Origin of the sequence: Phycicoccus sp. Root563 (assembly GCF_001427915.1) — a bacterium.
Classification (GTDB): domain Bacteria; phylum Actinomycetota; class Actinomycetes; order Actinomycetales; family Dermatophilaceae; genus Pedococcus.
In genome coordinates, this window is record NZ_LMGM01000001.1 from 991,585 (window position 1) to 1,012,209 (window position 20,625).

15 protein-coding genes, 2 pseudogenes and 2 riboswitches are annotated in these 20,625 nt (G+C 72.0%); of the genes and pseudogenes, 6 read left to right on the forward strand and 11 right to left on the reverse strand.

Features of this window, described 5'->3' with window-relative positions; all coding sequences use genetic code 11:
• The 6 genes and pseudogenes from ASD62_RS20570 to ASD62_RS04730 form a co-directional block, all read right to left on the reverse strand.
• Positions 1-648: pseudogene (locus tag ASD62_RS20570) on the reverse strand (RNA polymerase sigma factor region1.1 domain-containing protein); the annotation flags it as partial.
• A 219-nt stretch (positions 649-867) separates the two neighbouring features.
• Entirely contained in the window at positions 868-1,269 is a 402-nt protein-coding gene (locus ASD62_RS04710; protein ID WP_056914969.1) for a universal stress protein, read from the reverse strand.
• A 68-nt stretch (positions 1,270-1,337) separates the two neighbouring features.
• Entirely contained in the window at positions 1,338-2,474 is a 1,137-nt protein-coding gene (locus tag ASD62_RS04715) for a homoserine O-acetyltransferase (protein ID WP_056914970.1), read from the reverse strand.
• Positions 2,475-2,490: 16 nt separating this feature from the next.
• Positions 2,491-2,601: riboswitch (SAM riboswitch) on the reverse strand.
• Positions 2,602-2,684: 83 nt separating this feature from the next.
• Complete coding sequence (locus ASD62_RS04720; RefSeq protein ID WP_157581332.1) at positions 2,685-3,806, reverse strand: DUF4192 domain-containing protein; 1,122 nt, start codon at positions 3,804-3,806, stop codon at positions 2,685-2,687.
• Between the two features lie 189 nt (positions 3,807-3,995).
• Positions 3,996-4,427: a YkvA family protein gene (locus ASD62_RS04725; RefSeq protein ID WP_082552818.1), complete on the reverse strand. Its 432-nt coding sequence runs from the start codon at positions 4,425-4,427 to the stop codon at positions 3,996-3,998.
• Positions 4,428-4,536: 109 nt separating this feature from the next.
• Positions 4,537-5,250 (reverse strand): EcsC family protein, encoded by a 714-nt coding sequence (locus ASD62_RS04730; protein ID WP_369796176.1) that lies wholly within the window; start codon positions 5,248-5,250, stop codon positions 4,537-4,539.
• 119 nt (positions 5,251-5,369) lie between these two features.
• Here ASD62_RS04730 and ASD62_RS04735 point away from each other — a divergent pair, with 119 nt between their 5' ends.
• Together ASD62_RS04735 and ASD62_RS04740 are read left to right on the forward strand one after the other, a co-directional pair.
• Complete coding sequence (locus ASD62_RS04735; RefSeq protein ID WP_056914972.1) at positions 5,370-6,302, forward strand: sulfurtransferase; 933 nt, start codon at positions 5,370-5,372, stop codon at positions 6,300-6,302.
• The gene (locus ASD62_RS04740; RefSeq protein WP_369796177.1) at positions 6,299-6,763 is read left to right on the forward strand and encodes a SufE family protein; all 465 of its coding nucleotides are present in this window, start codon (positions 6,299-6,301) and stop codon (positions 6,761-6,763) included. Before ASD62_RS04735 ends, ASD62_RS04740 begins: the two co-directional genes overlap by 4 nt.
• 158 nt (positions 6,764-6,921) lie before the next feature.
• Here ASD62_RS04740 and ASD62_RS04745 read toward each other — a convergent pair whose 3' ends face one another.
• Positions 6,922-8,460 carry a S8 family serine peptidase gene (locus ASD62_RS04745; protein WP_056914973.1) on the reverse strand — a complete coding sequence of 513 codons (1,539 nt, stop codon included), beginning with the start codon at positions 8,458-8,460 and terminating at the stop codon, positions 6,922-6,924.
• 161 nt (positions 8,461-8,621) lie between these two features.
• On the opposite strand from ASD62_RS04745, the gene ASD62_RS04750 reads away from it, so the two are divergent.
• Positions 8,622-10,310: a DNA polymerase gene (locus ASD62_RS04750; RefSeq protein ID WP_056914974.1), complete on the forward strand. Its 1,689-nt coding sequence runs from the start codon at positions 8,622-8,624 to the stop codon at positions 10,308-10,310.
• A gap of 71 nt (positions 10,311-10,381) precedes the next feature.
• Complete coding sequence (locus ASD62_RS04755) at positions 10,382-11,182, forward strand: DUF1206 domain-containing protein (protein WP_056914975.1); 801 nt, start codon at positions 10,382-10,384, stop codon at positions 11,180-11,182.
• Between the two features lie 114 nt (positions 11,183-11,296).
• Here ASD62_RS04755 and ASD62_RS04760 read toward each other — a convergent pair whose 3' ends face one another.
• Entirely contained in the window at positions 11,297-12,220 is a 924-nt protein-coding gene (locus ASD62_RS04760) for a PAC2 family protein (protein ID WP_056914976.1), read from the reverse strand.
• Positions 12,221-12,433: 213 nt separating this feature from the next.
• Here ASD62_RS04760 and ASD62_RS04765 point away from each other — a divergent pair, with 213 nt between their 5' ends.
• On the forward strand, positions 12,434-13,063 hold the full coding sequence (locus ASD62_RS04765) for a TetR-like C-terminal domain-containing protein (RefSeq protein WP_056914977.1): 630 nt from the start codon (positions 12,434-12,436) through the stop codon (positions 13,061-13,063).
• A 100-nt stretch (positions 13,064-13,163) separates the two neighbouring features.
• Positions 13,164-14,714 (forward strand): MFS transporter, encoded by a 1,551-nt coding sequence (locus tag ASD62_RS04770; RefSeq protein ID WP_056914978.1) that lies wholly within the window; start codon positions 13,164-13,166, stop codon positions 14,712-14,714.
• Positions 14,715-14,793: 79 nt separating this feature from the next.
• On the opposite strand, the gene ASD62_RS20575 is transcribed toward ASD62_RS04770, so the two are convergent.
• From ASD62_RS20575 to ASD62_RS04780, 3 genes and pseudogenes are all read right to left on the reverse strand, one after another.
• A complete protein-coding gene (locus tag ASD62_RS20575; protein WP_369818811.1) occupies positions 14,794-15,354 on the reverse strand; it encodes a DUF3418 domain-containing protein in 561 nt (186 codons plus the stop codon).
• An 11-nt stretch (positions 15,355-15,365) separates the two neighbouring features.
• Positions 15,366-18,707, reverse strand: a pseudogene (gene hrpA, locus ASD62_RS04775) (ATP-dependent RNA helicase HrpA); the annotation flags it as partial.
• Positions 18,708-18,989: 282 nt separating this feature from the next.
• Positions 18,990-20,309 (reverse strand): bifunctional o-acetylhomoserine/o-acetylserine sulfhydrylase, encoded by a 1,320-nt coding sequence (locus tag ASD62_RS04780; RefSeq protein WP_056914979.1) that lies wholly within the window; start codon positions 20,307-20,309, stop codon positions 18,990-18,992.
• Between the two features lie 113 nt (positions 20,310-20,422).
• Positions 20,423-20,535, reverse strand: a riboswitch (SAM riboswitch).
• Positions 20,536-20,625: the final 90 nt, after the last annotated feature.

Here is a 20,625-nt window from a genome sequence, read left to right on the forward strand (position 1 = left end):
GCCCGAGGAGGACTCCTCCTCGTCGCTGTCCTTCTTCTTGTCGTCGGTCTCGTCCTCGATGACGACGTCCTCGAGCTCGGCCTCGACGACATCGGTCGGCTCGGCGTCCGCGGGCTCCTCGCCGTCGACGACCGGCGCGTCGTCCTTGCCGGCAGCGGCCTTGGCCGTCTTCGCGGTCTTCGCCGCAGCCTTCTTGGCCGCGGGCTTGACCGGCTCGGCAGCGGCCGCAGCCGCCTTCTTCGTGGTCGTCGCCTTGGCCGCAGCCTTGGCGGCGGGCTTGGCAGCGGTCTTGGTCGCCGTTTTCGCGGTGTCGTCGGCCGCGGCAGGCTTGGCTGCCGCCTTGGTCGTCTTCGCGGCCGCCTTCTTGGCGGGCGCGGTCGCGGTGCGACGGGTCGTCGTCGCAGCAACGGCACGCGAGGCGGTGGCGGCGTCCAGGGTCACGGTGATGCCCTGCTCGTCCAGCGAACGCAGCACCACCTTCATCCGCTTCGGCGGGACCTCGGCGCCCTCGAGCGCCTCACGCAGCGCGCCGCTGTCGACCGAGCCGTTGGTGCGGCCCTGCATGAGCAGCTGCTGCAGGGCTGGATGGGTGAACTCGGTGGGGAGAGACGGTGCGGGGCTCGCAGCCTTCTTGGACACAGGCGACACGGACTACCTTTCGTCGCGGGATCGCGGCACGGCGCACGCCATCACGGGCATGGCGGGGCATGCCTACGACAACAACTGCGGGGGCGGAAGTATTGCCGAGACCGGGCGGGAGTGCCCTGCGCGACCTCGTTCCAGACATTGTAAAACGAGAAGGCGCTCATTCCCGCATTCGTGCACGAATTCGGGCCGTTCGCGGCCCGATCGCGTCGTTCGTGGCGCCTACGCGTCGGCCTTGACCGCCAGGACCGGGCAGGACGCGTCGAGCAGGATGCGCTGCGCGTTCGACCCGAGGATGAGCTTCCCGACCGGGGTGCGTCGACGCAGCCCGATGACGATGAACTCGGCGTGCTCCTCCTCCGCGACGGCGATCAGGTCCTCGGCGGGTTCGTTGCCCCGGACCAGCTGGCGCACCTCGTGCACCAGCCCCTGGTCGTCGAGCTGGCCCTGGATCCGCGAGAGCTCGGCCTCGAACCGCTGGGCCTCGTCGCTGTCGTAGTCCCGGCCTCCACGGTTGGAGTTGATGACGATGAGCTTGGACTTGCGCAGCAGCGCCTCGTCCGCCGCGCGTCGTAGCGCCGCTCGCCCTTCCTTCGTCGGGACATACCCCACAACGATGGCCACGGGAACCTCCTCGTTCGTCGACACCTGCGGCAGTGGCCGCGCGGCCGACGCTACCGGAAATCACCCGGTCAGGCAGGGTCCCCGAGAACCCGCACCACGATGGCACCGACCTGCTCCAGCTCGATGAGGAAACCGTCGTGGCCGTAGTCGGAGTGGACGGTGTGGACGACCGCACCCGGGACGGCGTCCGCGATCTCGTGGGACAGGCGCGGCGGGTAGAGCCGGTCGGAGTCGACCGCCACCACGACGACGTCCGCCGTGATGCGGGCCAGCGCGGCCTCGACACCGCCCCGCCCCCGGCCGACGTCGTGGGAGTTCATGGCCTCGGTCAGGACGACGTAGGAGTTGGCGTCGAACCGGCCCGCGAGCTTGCCGGCGTGGTGGTCGAGGTAGGACTCCACCGCGTAGCGCCCCCTCCCCCCGAGCGGGTCCTCCTCACCCTGCGCCGAGCGGCCGAAGCGCTCGTGGAGCTCGATCTCGCTGCGGTAGGTGACGTGGGCGATGCGCCGGGCGATGCCGAGTCCGGTGTCGGGCCCGGTCTCCTGGTCGTAGTAGTCGCCGCCGTGGAAGTGCGGGTCGCTGCGGATCGCGAGCAGCTGGGCCTGACACCAGGCGATCTGCTCGGCCGACGCGTAGGCCGTGCTGGCCAACACCAGCGCGGAGGCCACGCGGTCGGGATGGGTCACCGCCCACTCGAGGGCGCGCATCCCTCCCATCGACCCGCCGAGCACCAGGTGCCACCTCTCGACGCCGACGCGGTCGGCGAGCAGGGCCTCGACCCGCACCTGGTCCCGCACGGTCACGAACGGGAAGCGGCTCCCCCAGGGGCGCCCGTCGGGGGCAGGTGAGGCGGGGCCGGTGCTCCCCTGGCAGCCGCCGAGCACGTTGACGGCCACGACGAAGAAGCGGTCCGTGTCCAGCGGGCGGCCCGGGCCGATGAGGCCGTCCCACCAACCAGGGGTCGGGTGGCCCGGCCCGGCCACCCCGGTCACGTGGCTGTCCCCGGTGAGGGCGTGCTCGACCAGGATCGCGTTGTCACGGTCGGCGTTGAGCTCCCCCCACGACTCGTAGGCGAGGGTGACGTCGGGCAGCACCCCGCCGCGTTCGAGCTCGACCGCGCCGAGGGCGACGAACCGCCGGTCACCCACCGGGTCCCCGGGACGCCAGGCCCCGGTCGTCGTCGGGGGTCGGGAGGTGGTCGTCATGAGGGTGCTCCTGTGGCCATCGCGCTTGCCGCCCAGGACAGGGCCGGCCGGGTCCTCACCCGGGGCACCCCACCGCGAGGAGGGTTGCCGCCCAGCAAGCCGGGGCTTGGTGCTGGGACTCATGACCTGCCGACCATCATACGAGCCCCGGGTCGAGGTGTCCGGCCCGTCCGGACACTGGACCGGAGGGAGGAGGACGACCTCGTCTCGTCAGGCCGACAGGCCTCCGGGCACGGAGCCGAACCCGTGTCGCGGCGGGGGTTCGGCCGCCGGCCGGGAGCGCACCCCGAGGTCGACCATGCGTTCCAGCAGGCGGGCGAGCCGGTACCCCGGGTGGTGCTGGAGGGCGCGGTCGAGCGCGACGCGGGTCAGCGCCCCGTCCCCCAACCACCAGGCGAGGTTGGCGAGCACCGTGAGGACGGCGGCGCAGTCGTCGTCCGGCACCGCGCGGGCGACGGCCTGCAGCCGGGACAGGACCCGGCGTCCTCCCACGGCAGCACGCTCGCCCCCACCCTGCAGCCAGGCCGGCTCAGGGAGGCAGCTGTGCAGGGCGTCGACGAGGTCGACCGACAACGCGTCGAACGGCAGCGTGCCCGGACAGACCCAGGCGATGACGGCGTCGCGCAGCTCCACGTCACGCAGACCTGCGACGAGGAGGGCCACCTCTTCGGGGCCCAGCTCGAACGCACCGCGGAACTGGTCCGCGCCGGCGACATCGAGGACCTTGGCCCAGGTGGCGAGGTGCCTGAGCCGGTGGACGGCGACCGCACGCCCGCCGAAGGAACGGCCGTCGGCGCGTGCCCCGATGTCCTCGAGCGCGGCGGCCACCGCCGGCGTCCGGGACGGGTCGGCGGCGACGAGCTGCGCCAGCGACTCCCTACCGGGCAGGGGGGCGACCTCCAGGGCGACGAACTGCGCCACGGCCGGGACGTCTCGCGGGACGTCCTGCTCGTGGCCGACGCTCGGGCAGCAGCCGTGGTCGCAGTCGGGGGCATACCACCGGCCGTCCCGGACGACGAGGCGGTCGAGGACCGGGACTTCGGCCGCGACGAGGGCGTCCCGGACCGCGTCGGCGAGCGGGAGCGCGTCGCCCGGTCGTGACTCGTACCCGACGAGCAGCACCGCGTCGGGCTCCTCCCTCAGCAGCGGTGGCACCAAGGCCGTGCAGGCGTCCTCCACGGCGTCCTGAGGTGGCAGGTCGATCCGCTCCACGAGACCGATCTGGCGCTCATGCAGGGCGATCGCGACGAGGGACTCGCTGGGGTGGTACCCGAGCTGGTAGGGCAGGACGGCAAGGACGTCGGCGGGTCCGGCGAGACGGATCGGTTCCATGGCCACCACGGTGGTGGGCCGGACGCCGAGGACCCAGGGCGTCCGGGGCGGCCTGTGGACACCCCGTCGGGTGACCACCACCTGTGGACGGACGACCCGGGGGGGCGGCGAGCCCCCGCGATCGACGAGCCACCTCGGTCGACCAGTCACCCCAGTCGCCGAACGACTGCCGTCAGCCGCCCACCGCGGTCACCGGACGACGTGCCCCGGCACCGTGCGACCCTGCTGCCGGCTCGAGCCGTTCGGCTCCTCCTGGGCCGCGGCATACCCGTCGGCGGGGTGGGCGGTCCCGCGGACGGTGCGCTCCCACCGCAGGTAGCCCTCGGTCTCGTTGATGAAGGCCGCGGCGAGCCACGACACCACGACGGCGTCGTCGGCCAGGCCCAGGACGGAAAGGAACGCCTCGGGCACGAGGTCGATCGGCGACACGACGTAGGCGACCGCTGCAGCGATCATGAGCAGGCGTCCACGGGTGCTGCCCCGGTACTCCCCCCGGAAGGTCGCGCGCAGCAGGCGCGGGAGGCTGGCGAACCGCTCCCCCAACCCGGGCGAACCGGGGCGCAGGGCGGTGCGCAGTGCGGTGCCGATGGTGCGGAAGGCTCCGAGGCGGTTCACGGCCATGTCGTCTCCAGGTGTGTCAGCGGTGCTGGTCGGTGGGACGGACGGCACGGGCGCCGACCGCGCCCGAACACGGGTCCAACGAGTCGTGCGGGCCAGACATTCCCGGCCGTCAGAGCCCGGTCGCGCGCTTCGGGAACTCGTGGCGCGCGTGGTCGGCGATCCGCTTGAGGAGGTAGGTGTCCAGGCCGGCGCCGACGACGCCGCCGAGCACCGGGACCCCCTTGCCGAACCGCGTCAGCGTCTTCTTGCCGGCCGTCGACAGCAACCGGAAGCCGACCGCCTTGTTGACGACCATCAGGGCCGGGCCGGGAAGTCGTTGCGCCGCAAGGTTCGACAGCCGCCCGGTCGACATCACGCCGGCCTTCTTGAGCAGGTCGTCGGCGTCAGCGCCGACGAGGGTCAGCAGGACGGCGGAGCGGATCTCCGGCTGCTTGATGTCGTACCCGCGCAGCGACGCGATGGAGGCGACCATGCGGGTGGCGACGAGGTAGAACTCGACGACGTTGGCCGGCAGGGCGACCGGTAGGGTGATGAACCCGCCGAGCCCGGTCACGAACCCGCCCGCCGCAGCGAGCTTGAGGTGTCCGCGCACCACCGCGTCGACGGCGTCCTCGGCGTCGGGACGCTCCGCACGCTTGACGTCGGCGATCTTCTGCGCGGAGTCGAACGGCCCCTTGCCGTCGATCCCGACGTCCAGGAGGTTCTCGACGAGCCCGGTGACGGCGCCGGTGAACATCCCCGTGTCCTCCTTGCCGGCCCTGGCCTGCTCGAGTGCAGGGACCTTCGCCCCCGACCCGTCCTTGCCCAACCCGAGGAAAGCCACGCTGTACTCCCTGTCGTCGTCCGTCCGGGTCTGCGAACCCGTGCCCTGCGACCGCTGGCGCGGGCGTCCCGACCATCCTGCCACGCAGTCCCGGGACCAGCAGGTTTAGCCTTGGGAGCATGGCCGACCACACCGAGTCCACCCCCACCACGTCCACCACCGAGTCCGCCTTCGCCGCGTACGCGCACCCCGAGCGGCTGGTCAGCACGCAGTGGCTGGCCGAGCAGGTCGAGGCCGGGAAGGTCGGCGGGCCCGACGGCATCGTCGTCCTCGAGTCCGACGAGGACGTGCTGCTCTACGACACGGGCCACATCCCCGGGTCGCTGAAGCTCGACTGGCACCAGGACCTCAACGACGCCGTGGTGCGCGACTACGTCGACGCCGAGCAGTTCGCCGCCGTCATGTCGGCGCGCGGCATCTCCCGCGACACCACGGTCGTCGTCTACGGCGACAAGAACAACTGGTGGGCGGCCTACGCCCTGTGGGTGATGAGCCTGTTCGGCCACGAGGACGTGCGCCTGCTCGACGGCGGCCGCGCCAAGTGGGTCGCCGAGGGCCGCGAGCTCACCAAGGACGTGCCGCAGGTCGCGCCGCTGACCGGCGACGCGGCATACCCGGTCGTCGAGCGCGACGACACTCCGATCCGCGCGTTCAAGGAGGACGTCCTCGCCCACCTCGGTGGTGCGCTGGTCGACGTCCGCTCCCCCGGCGAGTTCAGCGGCGAGCTGCTGCACATGCCCGACTACCCGCAGGAGGGGGCCATGCGCGGCGGTCACATCCCGGGTGCGCGCTCGGTGCCGTGGGCGCGGGCGGCCAACGAGGACGGGACCTTCAAGTCCCGCGAGGACCTCGAGGCCATCTACCTCACCGAGCAGGGCCTGTCCCCCGCCGATGCCACGATCGCCTACTGCCGCATCGGGGAACGCTCCTCGCACACGTGGTTCGTCCTCACCCACCTCCTCGGCTTCGGGCAGGTCCGCAACTACGACGGCTCGTGGACCGAGTGGGGCAACTCGGTCCGCGTCCCGGTCGAGCAGGGCGCGCCGAAGTGACCGACACCGTCGACCTCCCGCCGGCGATGCGTGAGGTCGCCGACGACTTCGCCGAGCTCACCGCGAACGAACGGCTCCAGCTGCTGCTGGAGTTCAGCGAGGGCCTGCCCGAGCTGCCCGAGCGGTATGCCGGGTCGCTCGACTCGATGGAGCAGGTGCACGAGTGCCAGTCGCCGATCTTCCTCGCCGTCGAGGTCGACGACGAGCCGGCGGACCGCCCGGGCGACCGGGCGGTGCACCTGTTCTTCTCCGCCCCGCCGGAGGCGCCCACGACCCGCGGGTTCGCGGGGATCCTCCATGAGGGCCTCGACGGGCTGACCGTCGCCGAGGTGCTCGCCGTCCCCGAGGCGGCGCCGTACCAGTTCTCGCTCGGCGAGGCGGTGTCCCCGCTGCGCCTGCGTGGCATGGTGGGGATGCTGAGCCGCATCAAGCGGCAGGTGGCGCTGAAGTCCCAGTCGTAGCAACGACATCCGCGCCCAGCGGACGAGGACGACCTCGTTGGGCGCCCGGTCACGACGAAGCCGCGGCCCCCTCCCGGGGGACCGCGGCCTCGTTCGTGTCACGGCACGTGCGCCCGTGACGGGACGTCCGTCACGGGCGTCCCGTCACGGGACGGGCCTCAGTGGCGGGACTTCCGGACAGCGTCGAGGGCGTCGACGATGCCCTCGCCGTAGTAGCTGTTGTCACCGGCCGGGCCGACGCAGGCGGGGCCGGCGTTGTTCTCGGCGGCCGCGCAGGCGTGGTCGTCGGCCTGCTTGCGCAGCTCCTCGATCATCGTCTCCGGGCTCCACGACGGGTGCGCGGACTTCATCAGCGCGAGGACGCCCGCCACGTGCGGCGAGGCCATCGAGGTGCCGCCGAGCTTGGCGTAGGTGCCACCGGGGTAGGTCGACAGGATGGAGCGGCCCGGCGCCGCGACGTCGATGACGCCGAGGCCGCGGTTGGAGAAGGACGCCAGGGTCGTGGCCTGGGTCGTCGCCGACACCGTCACCACGCCGGGGAGCTCGGTGGGGATGTCCTTGCAGCCGTCGTTGATCGTGCGCGGGATCGGCGTCGTGTCGTTCGGGCTGGCGGTGTCGGTCGTCTTGTTCGCCAGGTCCTTGCCGGAGTTGCCGGCGGCGGCAGCGTGCACGACGCCCTGCTTCGTCGACCACGACACGGCCCGCTGGACGGCGGTGCGCACGGCAGCCTGGTCGGGCTGGTCGTCGCACCAGAACTCCATCGGGTCGATGTAGTAGCTGTTGTTCGTCACGTCCATCTTGTGCATCCCGGCCCAGACGAAGCCACAGATGGCGTACTCGGGGTAGATGAACCCGTCGTCGTTGACGACCTTGACGGAGGCGAGGCGCACGTTCGGCGCGACACCGACGATGCCGACCCCGTTGCGGGCTGCCGCGATGGTGCCGGCGACGTGGGTGCCGTGCCCGGAGGTGGTGGGGTTCCACGCGCCGGGGGTGAGGTCGGGCCGACCGGCCGTCGTGCAGTTGACCGAGTCCTTGGTGTCGATGTTGGCCGCGAGGTCGGGGTGGGTGCCCTCGATCCCGCTGTCCAGCACACCGACGACGACCTTGCGGGACCCGTCGGTGACCTGGTGGGCCTGGTCGGCCTTGCTCTGCGCGTTGTCCCACTGCTCGCCCTCGCGGGGATCCGGGGTGACGGACTCGAGGGTCGCGGAGCCCGCGGACATCGTCGCGGCCGTCCTGGCCGCCGAACGGGTCGCGGAGGCCGAGCGGGTGCTCTCCGCGGACGGGGTCCCCTCGGACACCTCGGCGGTGCGGGACGCGCCCACCGACTCGACGGCCTGCCCGCCCTTGCGGACCACGTCGGCCCGGAAGGCCGCACGGTCGGAGTGCGCGACGACGACCCCGATCTGCGGCCACGACTGCACGACGACACCGCCGGCAGCGCGCACGGCCCGCTCGACGAGCCTGGTCTGCCCCGGGTTGGCGTGCCTGGCGTTGACGACGTAGCTCATGAGGAAGCCGTCGGGGGTCAGGACGGGGACAGGAGTGGAGCGCGGACCGTGGTCGCCGCCGTGGCCTCCGGTCGTGCCTGCCGCGGCACTGCCGCCGGTGAGGAAGGTGGCGGCGACGAGGGCGCCGCTGGCGACCAGCGCGAACGAGCGGGCGCTGCGAGGTCGGTGGGTCCTGTGGGACATGGGGATGCCTCCTGGTGTGGGGGGTGGTGCACCGGCCCTGCAGATCGGGCCTCCCGGCACTGTGCCCGATTGGCCCGGCGTATGGGGGTTTGCCCGCTCTTCAATCGTTCACCGGTCCGCCCGGCCGAGGTGTCCGGGCGACCTGACAGGATGGCGATGCCATGGCCTCTCCCCTCGTCGCGTTCGTGACCGCACCCGACGGTCGGGTGGCGCTCGTCGGCCCCGAGGCCTCGAGCGTGCTGACCGCGGCCGACGCCGCCGCCCGCGCGCAGGAGCTCGTGGCGCAGGGCAGCACGCGGTTCGTCTGGTGGGCCGCCGCCGTGGACGCCGCGCCCCTGGTGGCGGCCCGCGTGCCCCTCGCCCGCGGCTGGGACGTCGCCGAGGCGCACCGCCTGCTGTTCGGCGGGTGGGACGCCTCACCGCAGACCGCGTGGGCCGCCGTGCACGGCCTGGATCGCGGCGCCCTCCCCGAGGCCTCGCGGGGCGACCTGTTCGACTTCCACACCGCCGACGAGTCGCCCACCGACGGGGTCGTGCGCCCCGATGGCTACCTCACCCCCGACGCAGGGACGCCGACGTGGCGGCCGCCGGACCCCGTGCTGCTCGCCTGGGGCCGGGCCGCGATCGACTGCGCCACCGCCCAGGCCACCGCCCTCGAGTCCGTCGGGCCGCGCAGCGTCGCTGCGGCCCACTCGGAGTCGGCCGCGGCATACCTCTGCGTGGAGCTGGCCCGCGACGGCCTCCCCATCGACCGCGGTGCCGCCGAGGCGCTGATCGCTGCGAGCGCCGGCCCCCGTCCCACCGACGAAGGCGACGCACGGCGGATCCGGGCCGAGCGCGACGCAGCGGTGCTCGTGCACACCCCCGGGCGGGAGTCCACCGACCTGCGCAACCCCGTCCAGGTGCGCGAGCTGCTCGCCTCGGTGGGGGTCGTCGTGCCCAACACCCGCAAGTGGGTGCTCGAGCCGTTCCGCGACACCCACCCGGTCGTGGGCGCGCTGCTGGAGTGGCGCAAGGCCGAACGCATCGCCACGACGTACGGCCACACCTGGCTCGACACCCACGTCGGGCCCGACGACAGGCTCCGCGGAGGATGGACCGCGTGCGACGGCGCGGCCGGGCGGATGACCGCCCAGAACGGCCTGCACAACCTCCCCGCAGCCCTGCGCCCCGCCGTGGCGGCGCGCCCCGGACACGTCTTCGTCCGGGCCGACCTCGGGCAGATCGAGCCCCGGGTGCTGGCCGTGGTCGCCGGTGACGCGGCGTTCGCCGCCGCGACCCGCGCGGACGACCTCTACGCCCCGGTCGCCGCCACCCTGGGGGTCGAGCGCCCGGTCGCCAAGATCGCCGTCCTCGCCGCGATGTACGGGCAGCGCAGCGGCGCAGCCGGCGAGGCCCTCAAGGGGCTCGAGCGCGCCTACCCCGTCGCCATGGGCTACCTCGACGACGCGTATGCCGCCGGGGTGCGTCGCGAACCCCTGCGCACCTTCGGGGGCAGGCTGATCCGCCTGGACACGGTCCTGGCCGACGTGCCGGTCGAGGGCGCTGCGGCCCACGACGCGGCGCGCGGCCGGTTCGCCCGCAACGCGGTCATCCAGGGCAGTGCGGCCGAGCTGTTCAAGGCGTGGGCGGCCACGGTCCGTGCGACCACCCGCGACCTCGGTGCGCAGATCGTGCTCTGCCTGCACGACGAGCTGCTCGTCCACGTGCCGCAGGAGCACGCCGAGGAGGCCAGGGCGCGGGTGGTGACCGCCCTCGACGACAGCGCCCGCCGCTGGACCGGGTCGACCCAGGTGCGGTTCGTCGCCGACGCCTCGGTGATCCACCGCTGGTCCGAGGCCAAGGACTGAAGCGTCCGGCCGGTCGAGGCAATCCCTCCGCCGGGCCCTCTGCGGCCCCGGTTGGTGGTTAGGTGTCCTCCATGGATGGACACGACGTCAAGCGGGCGGCCTCCCAGGCCTCCGACCACCCGGCCCTCGAGGCCGCTGCGCGGGTGGGCTACGCGACGAGTGGGATGCTGCACCTGCTCATCGGCTGGATCACCCTGCAGATCGCGTTCGGCGGCGGGGGCAAGAACGCCGACCAGAGCGGCGCCCTGTCCTCCCTCGCCGGCAACGGCGCCGGGAGGGCCGCCCTGTGGATCGGTGTGGTCGGGTTCTTCGGGCTGGCCCTCTGGCAGGTCGCCGACGCCATCGTCGGCCACCCCGGTGACGACACCGACGCCTGGGGTGGTCGGGCCAAGGCCGGCGGCAAGGCCGTCGTCTACCTCGCCCTCGCGTGGTCGGCGTTCGGGTTCGCCCGTGGCAAGGAGAGCAGCAGCCGCAAGCAGAGCGTCGACTTCACCGCCAGCCTCCTCGACAAGCCCGGGGGCCGGGTCCTCGTCATCATCATCGGCATCGCCGTCATCGCCGTCGGCGCCTACCACGTCTACAAGGGCGCGAAGAAGAAGTTCCTCGAGGACCTCGTCGACCACCCCGGTACCTGGGTGACCCGTGCCGGACAGGTCGGCTACATCGCCAAGGGTGCGGCCCTGGTCATCGTCGGGTTCCTCTTCGCGGCCGCCGGGTTCCACAAGAAGGCCAAGGAGGCCAGCGGTCTCGACGGGGCCCTGAAGTCGCTGCGGGACGAGGCCTTCGGGACCACCCTGCTGGTCATCATGGCGATCGGGTTCGCCGCCTTCGGTGTCTACAGCTTCGCCCGCGCCAAGCACGCCAAGGTCTGACGCGCCATACCTCCGCGGTCTCCGACTGCTGCCGGGCACCGCGGGTCAGGAACCCCCCGCACAGAGCGAGGCCCCCGGCAGGTGCCGGGGGCCTCGTGCGTCCTGTGCCGCGGGTCAGCTCGCGGACGGACCCTCGTCGGAGACGTCGCGCAGGAACTGCTCGAACTCCGCACCGATCTCGTCGGCCGACGGGAGCTCGCTCACGTCGGTGGCGAGCAGGCTCGGCTTCTGGCGTCCCTCGCTGAAGGTGTCGTACTGGCGCTCCAGCGCCGCGATGACCTGCGAGACCTCCTCCGAACCCTCGACCTCACGGGCGATCTCCGCCCGGTTGAGGCCGGCTTGGGCGATGAGGTCGTCGGTCGGCAGGCTGAGGCCCGTCGCCCCGGTGATGGCATTGAGCGCGGTCACGGCACCATCGGCGAACTCCGCCTGGGCGAGGTAGTGCGGCACGTGGACGGCGAAGCCGATCGCGTCGTGGCCGGACTCCCCGAGGCGCAGCTCGAGCAGGGAGGACAGGCTGCCCGGGACCTCGATCCGCCCGAAGGGGTTGTCCTGGGCGGGCACGAGCCGCGGGTCGGTGGCGTGCGACGTCAGCCCGATCGGGCGGGTGTGCGGCACGGCCATCGGGATGCCGTGGGCGGTGACGACCAGGTTGACCCCGAGCAGGACCACGAGCTGGCGCACGGCCTCGGTGACCCGCTCCCACTGGAAGTCCGGCTCGGGACCGGTGAGCAGCAGGTAGGGGGTGCCGTCGCGGTCGGTGAGCCGGTGCAGGGCCAGGCAGGGGTCCTCGTAGCTCAGCCACCGGTTGGTGTCGAACACCATGGGAGGACGTCGACTGCGGTAGTCGATCAGCTGGTCGGTGTCGAACGCCGCGACGACGGTGGACTCGGCGGTCGCGAGCAGGTGGTCGGTCAGCAGCCGCTGGGTGTGTCCGGCGTCCATGAAGCCGCCGAGGGCGACGACCATGACGGAGGCGCGCAGCTCCTCCGGGTCGGTGTCGGTCTCGAAGTGGTAGAGCTCGGATGGGTTCAGCACGATGACTCCAGCGGTGGGATCTCGGGTGGTTCGCGATCTGGCGTACGGCGTTCCTCGTCGTACGACAGTGCCAACGCCTCAGCATGACAGGGGATTCCGGGCAGCGGCCCCGGTGTTCGGCGGAGAAACCATGAGCAGGTTGCGGGAATGGATCCCGGCGTTCTACTGTTCGGATGAAACGAAACAGTTTCGTATCATCCAAGGACGGCAGACGTGACCACCACCAGCACGACCCCCACCACCGAGGAACCGGCCCGCAGCCGCCCCCGGGTCGAGGGCGAGCGCGAGCGCGAGATCCTCGAGGCGACGCTCGAGGCGCTGGTGGAGCACGGCTACGACCGGCTGAGCTTCGACGCGGTGGCCGCGACGGCCAAGGCGTCGAAGGCGACGCTCTACCGGCGCTGGCCGACCAAGGTCGACCTCGTCGTCGACGCCATGCAGCTCATGCTGGGCGTCGAGGCGGACCGCCACCCCGACACCGGCAGCCTCCGCGGTGACCTCATCGCGCAGGCGTGCGCCAAGGGCGGCCTGTCCGACGACCGCCCGATCAAGGTCTTCGGGTCGCTGATGAACGCCATGCAGCGCGAGCCCGAGCTCCACGACGCCATCATCACGCGCCTCATCGGGCCGAAGATGGCTGCCGCGGTCCGACCCTTCCGCGCTGCCCAGCAGCGCGGGGAGATCGGCGACGACGCCGACCTCGACACGTTGGCGCGCCTGCTGCCGGCGATCTCCATCCACGAGGCGATGCTGACGGGGTCCCACCCCTCGCAGGACCGGCTCGTCACCCTGGTGGACAGCGTCGTCCTCCCGGCCTGCGCAGCGACGCTGCCGCGCGACTGACCGCACCCAGCACCACTCACCACCTCACCCGTACCAGCTCACCCACACGGCTCCCCCGCACTCGGCGGGCGGCACCTCCTCACCACCCAAGGACACACCCATGTCATCCACCTCTGCGATCGAGCACGCCTCGACGCCCGAGAGCACGGAGCCGTCGAAGGCTCCGAAGCGGCTCGGACTCGCCCTGACGGTCATCAGCGCCGCCCAGCTCATGGTCGTCCTCGACGGCACCATCGTGAACATCGCCCTGCCCCACCTTCAGACCGACCTCGGCTTCACGCCGGGCAACCTGTCCTGGGTGGTCAACGCCTACACGCTGGCCTTCGGTGGCCTGCTCCTGCTCGGTGGTCGCCTCGGTGACCTGTTCGGCCGGCGCAAGGTCTTCATGACCGGCGTCATCGTCTTCGCCGTCGCCTCCCTCATCGGAGGCATCGCCCAGACCGAGGCCATCCTGCTCGGCGCGCGCGCCCTCCAGGGTGTCGGTGCGGCGCTCGCCTCCCCCACGGCGCTGGCCCTCATCACCACGACCTTCCCCGCCGGCCAGGCGCGCAACCGCGCCATGGGCGTGTATGCCGCCATGTCCGGTGCCGGCGCGGCCATCGGCCTCATCCTCGGTGGCGCGCTCACCGAGGCGTCGTGGCGCTGGACCTTCTTCATCAACGTGCCGATCGGCCTGCTCGTCGTCTTCCTCGCCCCGCGCGTCCTGCGTGAGTCCGAGCGCGGCCGCGGCAGCCTCGACGTCCCCGGCGGCATCACCGGCACCGCCGGACTGGTCTCGCTCGTCTACGGCCTGACCCACGCCGCCTCCACCTCGTGGACCGACGGGGTCACGATCGGCACGCTCGTCGCCGGTGTCCTGCTGCTGGCCCTGTTCATGGTCATCGAGGTCCGCTCGGAGCACCCGCTGCTGCCGATGCGCATCCTCCAGGACCGCACGCGCGGCGTCTCCTTCATCGTCATGCTCGTGGTCGGTGCCGCGATGTTCTCGATGTTCTACTTCCTGGGCCTCTACATCCAGCAGGTGCTCGGGTACTCCCCGCTCAAGGCCGGCTTCGCGTTCCTGCCGTTCTCGTTCGGCATCGTCATCGCGGCGCAGGTCGCTTCGGCCCTGATGACCCGCGTCGACCCGCGCTTCATCTCGGGCACCGGTGCGCTGCTCGCCTCTGGCGCGATGTTCGGGTTCTCCCGGCTCGAGGTCGACAGCTCCTACGCGGGTCACCTGCTGCCGTTCATCATCCTCATGGCGTTCGGCATGGGCCTGGTCTTCGTCCCGATGACCCTCACGGCCGTGGCCGGGGTGGCGCAGGAGGACTCGGGCGTCGCGTCCGCCGTCCTCAACACGATGCAGCAGGTCGGTGGCTCCCTGGGCCTGGCGACCCTGAGCACCGTCTTCGCCAGCGCGCTCACCGACCGCGCCGGTGTGCTCGGCGCCGAGCTGCAGACCAAGGCGGCCGCGGGTGGCATGTCCCCGGACCAGATCGCGCAGGCGAAGGCGTTCATCGGCCTGCAGGCGCAGACCTACGGCTCGGGCAAGGCCTACCTCGTGGGCGCGACGATGATCCTCGTCGCCGCCGCGATCACGTTCGGGTTCCTCAACGTCAAGCACGAGAAGCTGTCGACCGAGGGCCACGAGAACGTGCACCTCGCCTGACCCGGCCTGACCACCCTGCTCCGGGTGCCCGGGAGTGCGGATCCCCGCACTCCCGGGCACCCGGACGTGGTTGTGGGGGTCAGGTGTCGAGCGTCGCGATGGCGGCGCGGATCCGCTTCTCCGACACGGGGTATGCCGTCCCGATCCCGTTCGCGAACAGGCTCACCCGGAGCTCCTCGACCATCCACCCCACGTCCCGGACGGGCGTCGAGCGGCGGTCCACGGGCGGCAGGGAGTCGAGCAGGTCGGCATACGCGATCTCCATGCGGTCCACGACCTCCTGGCTGGCGGCGTCGCGGGCCAGTGCGGCGGGTGACGAGGGGGCCTTCTCGAGCCGCTGGGCCATGGCGCGCAGGTAGCGGCGCAGGTGCGGCAGGTGCGCCAGTCCCGTGTCGGCGACGAACCCCTTGTAGACGAGGCTGTCGAGCTGCGCGCGGACGTCGGCCATCAGGGCCGCCGTCGCCGGGGCGGTGAGCCGCTCCAGCGCGGCACGCACCTCACGCGCGGCCCCCAGCACCGGCTCCACCTCGTCGACGACGAGCAGCACGCGCGTCGCGACGTGGGTGCGCACGGTCGCCAGCACGTCCTCGAACGCCTCGGGGCTCCGCACGCCGGCAGCCGTGCCGGCGCGCTCCGCCACGAGGGCGTCGNGAGGCAGTCCTCGAGCAACGCCGGGACCGAGCCGTGCGGGTTGTCGCCGAGGGTGAGCTTCTGGGAGTTGCTCAGGCGGGCGAGGACGCGCTTCCACGGAGCGGTGGTGTTGAGCAGCAGCAGCCGGCGCACCCCGAGGGCGGTGGCGGCCTGCGCCTCGCGCTCCCCCGCGAGCACCTGGAGGTCGACGCCCTCACCGCGGTCGACGAGGGCGGGGTACCCCTGGACGACCTGCCCGCCGGACCGGGTCTCGAAAGTCGTCGGCAGCTCGCCGAAGTCCCACTGCCGCAGCCCCTTCCGCTCCACCGAGGCACCGGCGCGTGACATCCTGCGCTGGACCTGGCCGGCCAGCTCGTCCTGGAGGGCGGCGAGGTCCTTGCCGCTGCCGAGCACCCGGCCGCGGTCGTCCTCGACGCTGAACGTGATGCGCAGGTGGTCGGCGACCCGCTCGACGCCCCAGTCCTCCGGCGGGATCCGGGTGCCGGTCTGGGCGTGCAGGACCCGGGCCAGCTCCTCGTCGAACCGGCGCCCACCTCCGGGGTGCACAGCGGTCAGGGCGGCCGACGCGTGGTCCGGGGCCGGGACGAAGTGGCGCCGGGTGGCCTTGGGCAGCGCGCGGATCAGGGCGGTCGCGAGGTCGGTGCGCAACCCCGGCACCTGCCAGTCGAACCCCTCGTCCTGCACCTGGTTGAGCACCTGGACGGGGATGTGGACCGTGACGCCGTCGGCCGCGGTGCCCGGCTCGAACTGGTAGGTCACGCCGAGCTCGAGCGCACCCTGGCTCCACGTCCTGGGGTAGTCCTCGGCGGACACCCCGTCCGCCGAGTCGCGGGTGAGGAACTCCTCGGTGAAGGTCAGCAGGTCGGGCGTCTCCTTGCGGGCGTCCTTCCACCAGCGGTCGAAGTGCCGCTGCGAGACGACCTCGGCCGGCACGCGCTGCTCGTAGAAGGTGACGAGGTCCTCGTCGTCGACGACGATGTCCCGACGGCGCGCCCGCTCCTCGAGTTCCGAGAGTCGTTTCAGGAGAGCCTCGTTCGCACGGAAGAACGTGTGGTGGGTCTCCCAGTCGCCCTCCACGAGCGCGTGCCGGATGAACAGCTCGCGCGACTCCTCGGGGTTGATCCGCGCGTAGCTGACCGTGCGGGCGGCGACGAGCGGCACGCCGTACAGGGTGACGCGCTCGGTGGCCTGCGCCGCTCCCTGCTTGCGGGACCAGCGCGGCTCCGAGTAGCTGCGCTTGACCAGGTGCGGCGCCAGCCGCTCGGCCCACACGGGGTCGATGCGCGCGTTGGTGCGCGCCCAGAGGCGGGTCGTCTCGACGAGCTCGGCGGACATGACGAACGTCGGCTGCCGCCGGAACAGCGTCGACCCCGGCGAGATGCCGAACCGTGCACCGCGGGCGCCGAGGTAGTCGCGCTTGGCCTCGTCCCGGAGCCCGACGTGCGACAGCAGCCCGGCGAGGACGGCCTGGTGGATGACGTCCGGGTTGGCGTCCTCGCCCTCGGCCGAGGTGGCCTGCCTCGGGTCGATGCCCACGTCCTGGCAGGCCTTGCGGAGCTGGCTGTGCAGGTCCTGCCACTCGCGGACCCGGAGGTAGTGCAGGAACTCGTTGCGGCACATGCGCCGTAAAGCGCTGTGGCTCAACGCCTTCTGCTGCTCCTTGAGGTAGGCCCACAGCAGGAGGAGCGACATGAAGTCGGAGTGCTCGTCCTTGAACCTCGCGTGCGACTGGTCGGCCTGGGTCTGCTTGTCGGCCGGGCGTTCGCGCGGGTCCTGCATCGACAGGGCCGCGACGATGACGAGCACCTCGCGGGTGCACCCGAGCTTCCCCGCCTCGATGAGCATCCGGCCGAGGCGCGGGTCCACGGGGAGCCGGGCGAGGGAGCGTCCGTACGGCGTGAGCTGCCGCCCGCGGCGCCCCTCGTCCTCGGAGTCGAACGCCTGCAGCTCCTCGAGCAGCCGCACGCCGTCGGCGACCTGGCGCGGGTCGGGCGCGTCGACGAACGGGAACCGGCCGACGTCCCCGAGGCCGAGCGAGGTCATCTGGAGGATGACGGACGCCAGGCTGGTGCGCTGGATCTCGGGCTCGGTGAACTCGGGGCGGCTGTCGTAGTCCTCCTCCGAGTAGAGCCTGATGCAGATGCCGTCGGCCACGCGCCCGCACCGGCCCGAGCGCTGGTTGGCGCTGGCCTGCGAGATCGGCTCGATCGGCAGCCGCTGCACCTTGGTGCGCTGGCTGTACCGGGAGATGCGCGCGGTTCCCGCGTCCACGACATACCGGATGCCGGGCACCGTCAGGGACGTCTCGGCGACGTTCGTGGCCAGCACGATCCGTCGTCCGCTGGCCCGACCGAAGACCTTGTGCTGCTCCGCGGCGGAGAGACGGGCGTAGAGCGGGAGGACCTCGGTCTGCGGGAGCTTCATCGACGTCAGCGCGTCAGCGGTGTCGCGGATCTCGCGCTCCCCCGAGAGGAACACGAGGATGTCGCCCTCGCGGTTCTCGGTCCACAGCTCCTCGACGGCCTCGCACACCCCGGTCACCTGGTCGCGCTCGGGGTCGTCGGGGCGGTCGGGGTCGACGAGGGGGCGGTAGCGGTGCTCGACGGGGTAGGTGCGCCCCGACACCTCGATGATCGGCGCGGGCTCCCCCGTCCGCGCATCAGCGAAGTGCTCGGCGAAGCGCTGCGGGTCGATGGTCGCCGAGGTGATGACGACCTTGAGGTCGGGCCGGCGCGGCAGCAGCTGCTTGAGGTAGCCGAGGATGAAGTCGATGTTGAGGGACCGCTCGTGCGCCTCGTCGATGATGATCGTGTCGTACTTGCGCAGCATCCGGTCGCGCTGCATCTCGTTGAGCAGGATGCCGTCGGTCATCACCTTGACCAGCGTGCTGTCGCTGCTCTGGTCGGTGAACCGCACCTGGTAGCCGATGGCCGTGCCGAGCTCGACCTCGAGCTCCTCGGCGATGCGCTCCGCCACGGACCTGGCGGCGATCCGCCGCGGCTGGGTGTGGCCGATCAGGCCTGCCTGCCCACGACCGACCTCGAGGCAGATCTTCGGCAGCTGGGTGGTCTTCCCCGACCCGGTCTCCCCCGCCACGATGACGACCTGGTGGTCGCGGATGGCGGCGGCGATGTCGTCCTTGCGCGCGACGACCGGCAGGTTCTCGGGGTACCTCAGCTCCGGGACCGGGGGCGGCACCCGCACCGGTCGGGAACCCCGGCCTTCCCGGTCCCCGCGACGGGGACGGCGTCCCCGAGGCCTGCGGGCGCCCCGGGCCGCACCGTCACCACCTGCGTCCTCCGACCGGACGGCCCCGGGCTCGGTGGCGTCGACGGAAGGCATGCAGGCCAGCATACGGAGGCCGCTGGGCCGTCACCCCGTGCCGCCCCCGCCATCCACGACGCCGTCCCCGCCATCCACGACGCCGTCCCCACCCCCGTCCCTCGAGACGTCGGTGGGCTGGCGCGGGCACCACTCAGCAGAGGGTGCTGCCCTTGGGCCACGGTGCTACCTGTCCCGTGTGCAGCAACCTCTGCTAGCAGAGGTTGCTGCACACGGGGTCGGGCGAGGGGTCGTGGCGAGGGGTCGGGCGAGGGGGTTCGTGCTGCGGCTGCGGCGCGCCGGTCAGGCGCCCTTGGCCGAGATGAAGCCCTGCTCGAGGTCGGCGAGGATGTCGTCGATGTGCTCGATACCCACTGCGAGCCGCACCAGACCCGGCGTCACCCCGGCGGCCAGACGGTCGCTGTCGGGGCCCTGCGAGTGCGTCGTGGACGCCGGGTGGATGGCCAGCGACCGCACGTCACCGATGTTGGCGACGTGGCTGTGCAGCTGGAGCGCCTCGACGAACCGCCGACCCGCGTCGACCCCGCCGACGATCTCGAAGGCCAGCACCGCCCCGGCCCCGCGAGGCGTGTACTTCTTCGCCTTCTCGTAGGACTCGTGGTCGGGCAGCGACGCCCAGACGACCTTCTCGACCTGGTCGTGGCCCTGGAGGAACTCGGCGACCTTGTGGGTGTTCTCGAGGTGGCGCTCGATCCGCAGGCTGAGCGTCTCGATCCCCTGGGCGATGAGGAACGCGTTGAACGGCGACGCCGACGGCCCGAGGTCGCGCAACAGCTGGACCCGGGCCTTGAGGATGAACGCGAGGTTGGCCCCGAGAGGGCTGCCGACGCCGAGGTCCCGGGCGAAGACCAGCCCGTGGTAGCTCTCCTCCGGGGTGTTGAAGTTGGGGAACTTCCCCGGGTCGGCGGCGTAGTCGAAGGTGCCGCCGTCGACGATGACACCGGCGATCGAGGTGCCGTGGCCGCCGAGGTACTTGGTCGCCGAGTGCACCACGATGTCGGCGCCCCACTCCAACGGGCGCAGGAGGTAGGGGGTGGCGATCGTGTTGTCCACGATCAGCGGGACCCCGGCCTCGTGGGCGACGGCCGCGACACCTTCGATGTCGAGCACCTCGGACTTGGGGTTCGCGATCGTCTCGCCGAAGAACAGCTTGGTGTTGGGCTGCACCGCGGCCTTCCACGACTCGAGGTCGTTGGGGTCGGCCACGAAGCTCACCTGGATGCCGAACTTGGGCAGCGTGTGCTTGAGCAGGTTGTAGGTGCCGCCGTAGAGCGACGGGCTGGCCACGACGTGGTCGCCGGCCTCGGCGATGTTGAGGATCGCCAGCGTCTCGGCCGCCTGCCCCGAAGCGACGAGGAGGGCCGCGACCCCACCCTCCAACGAGGCGACGCGCTGCTCCACCGCGTCCTGCGTGGGGTTCATGATGCGGGTGTAGATGTTGCCGAACTCCTTGAGCGCGAACAGGTTCGCCGCGTGCTCGGTGTCCTTGAAGACGTAGGACGTCGTCTGGTAGATCGGCAGGGCGCGAGCCCCCGTGGCCGAGTCGGGCTCCTGGCCCACGTGGATCTGGCGGGTCTCGAACGACCAGTTGGCGTTGCTCATGTCACTGACCTTCACTCTCGTGCCGCGTGGGCGGCGTCGGCGTGGTCCGTCACCGAGGGTGGAGTGCTGCAGGTCGCCACCGTCAGAAACGGTGCGGGACACGTGGTTGGGGTCTCCCGCGCTTGCGCACGGCAGGTGCCGTGCGCCTGGTCCTCACCCGGGGCACCCCACCGCGGAGGAGGGTTGCCGGCCAGCGAGCCGGGGCTTTCCGCTGGCACTCATGACCTGTGGAGAGGGTATGCCGCGTCGTCACCGACGCGGCATACCCGTCTCTCATCGCGGACCGGTCGGTCCGCCCGCCACCGAACCTCACGAA

What these genes read in the sequence shown, in the direction of transcription:
- ASD62_RS04780 (WP_056914979.1), bottom strand. Translation starts at nt 20,309, where the DNA reads ATGAGCAACGCCAACTGGTCGTTCGAGACCCGCCAGATCCACGTGGGC.
- ASD62_RS04725 (WP_082552818.1), bottom strand. Translation starts at nt 4,427, where the DNA reads ATGGCCGTGAACCGCCTCGGAGCCTTCCGCACCATCGGCACCGCACTG.
- ASD62_RS04770 (WP_056914978.1), top strand. Translation starts at nt 13,164, where the DNA reads ATGTCATCCACCTCTGCGATCGAGCACGCCTCGACGCCCGAGAGCACG.
- ASD62_RS04715 (WP_056914970.1), bottom strand. Translation starts at nt 2,474, where the DNA reads ATGACGACCACCTCCCGACCCCCGACGACGACCGGGGCCTGGCGTCCC.
- ASD62_RS04755 (WP_056914975.1), top strand. Translation starts at nt 10,382, where the DNA reads ATGGATGGACACGACGTCAAGCGGGCGGCCTCCCAGGCCTCCGACCAC.
- ASD62_RS04745 (WP_056914973.1), bottom strand. Translation starts at nt 8,460, where the DNA reads ATGTCCCACAGGACCCACCGACCTCGCAGCGCCCGCTCGTTCGCGCTG.
- ASD62_RS04750 (WP_056914974.1), top strand. Translation starts at nt 8,622, where the DNA reads ATGGCCTCTCCCCTCGTCGCGTTCGTGACCGCACCCGACGGTCGGGTG.
- ASD62_RS04735 (WP_056914972.1), top strand. Translation starts at nt 5,370, where the DNA reads ATGGCCGACCACACCGAGTCCACCCCCACCACGTCCACCACCGAGTCC.
- ASD62_RS04720 (WP_157581332.1), bottom strand. Translation starts at nt 3,806, where the DNA reads ATGGAACCGATCCGTCTCGCCGGACCCGCCGACGTCCTTGCCGTCCTG.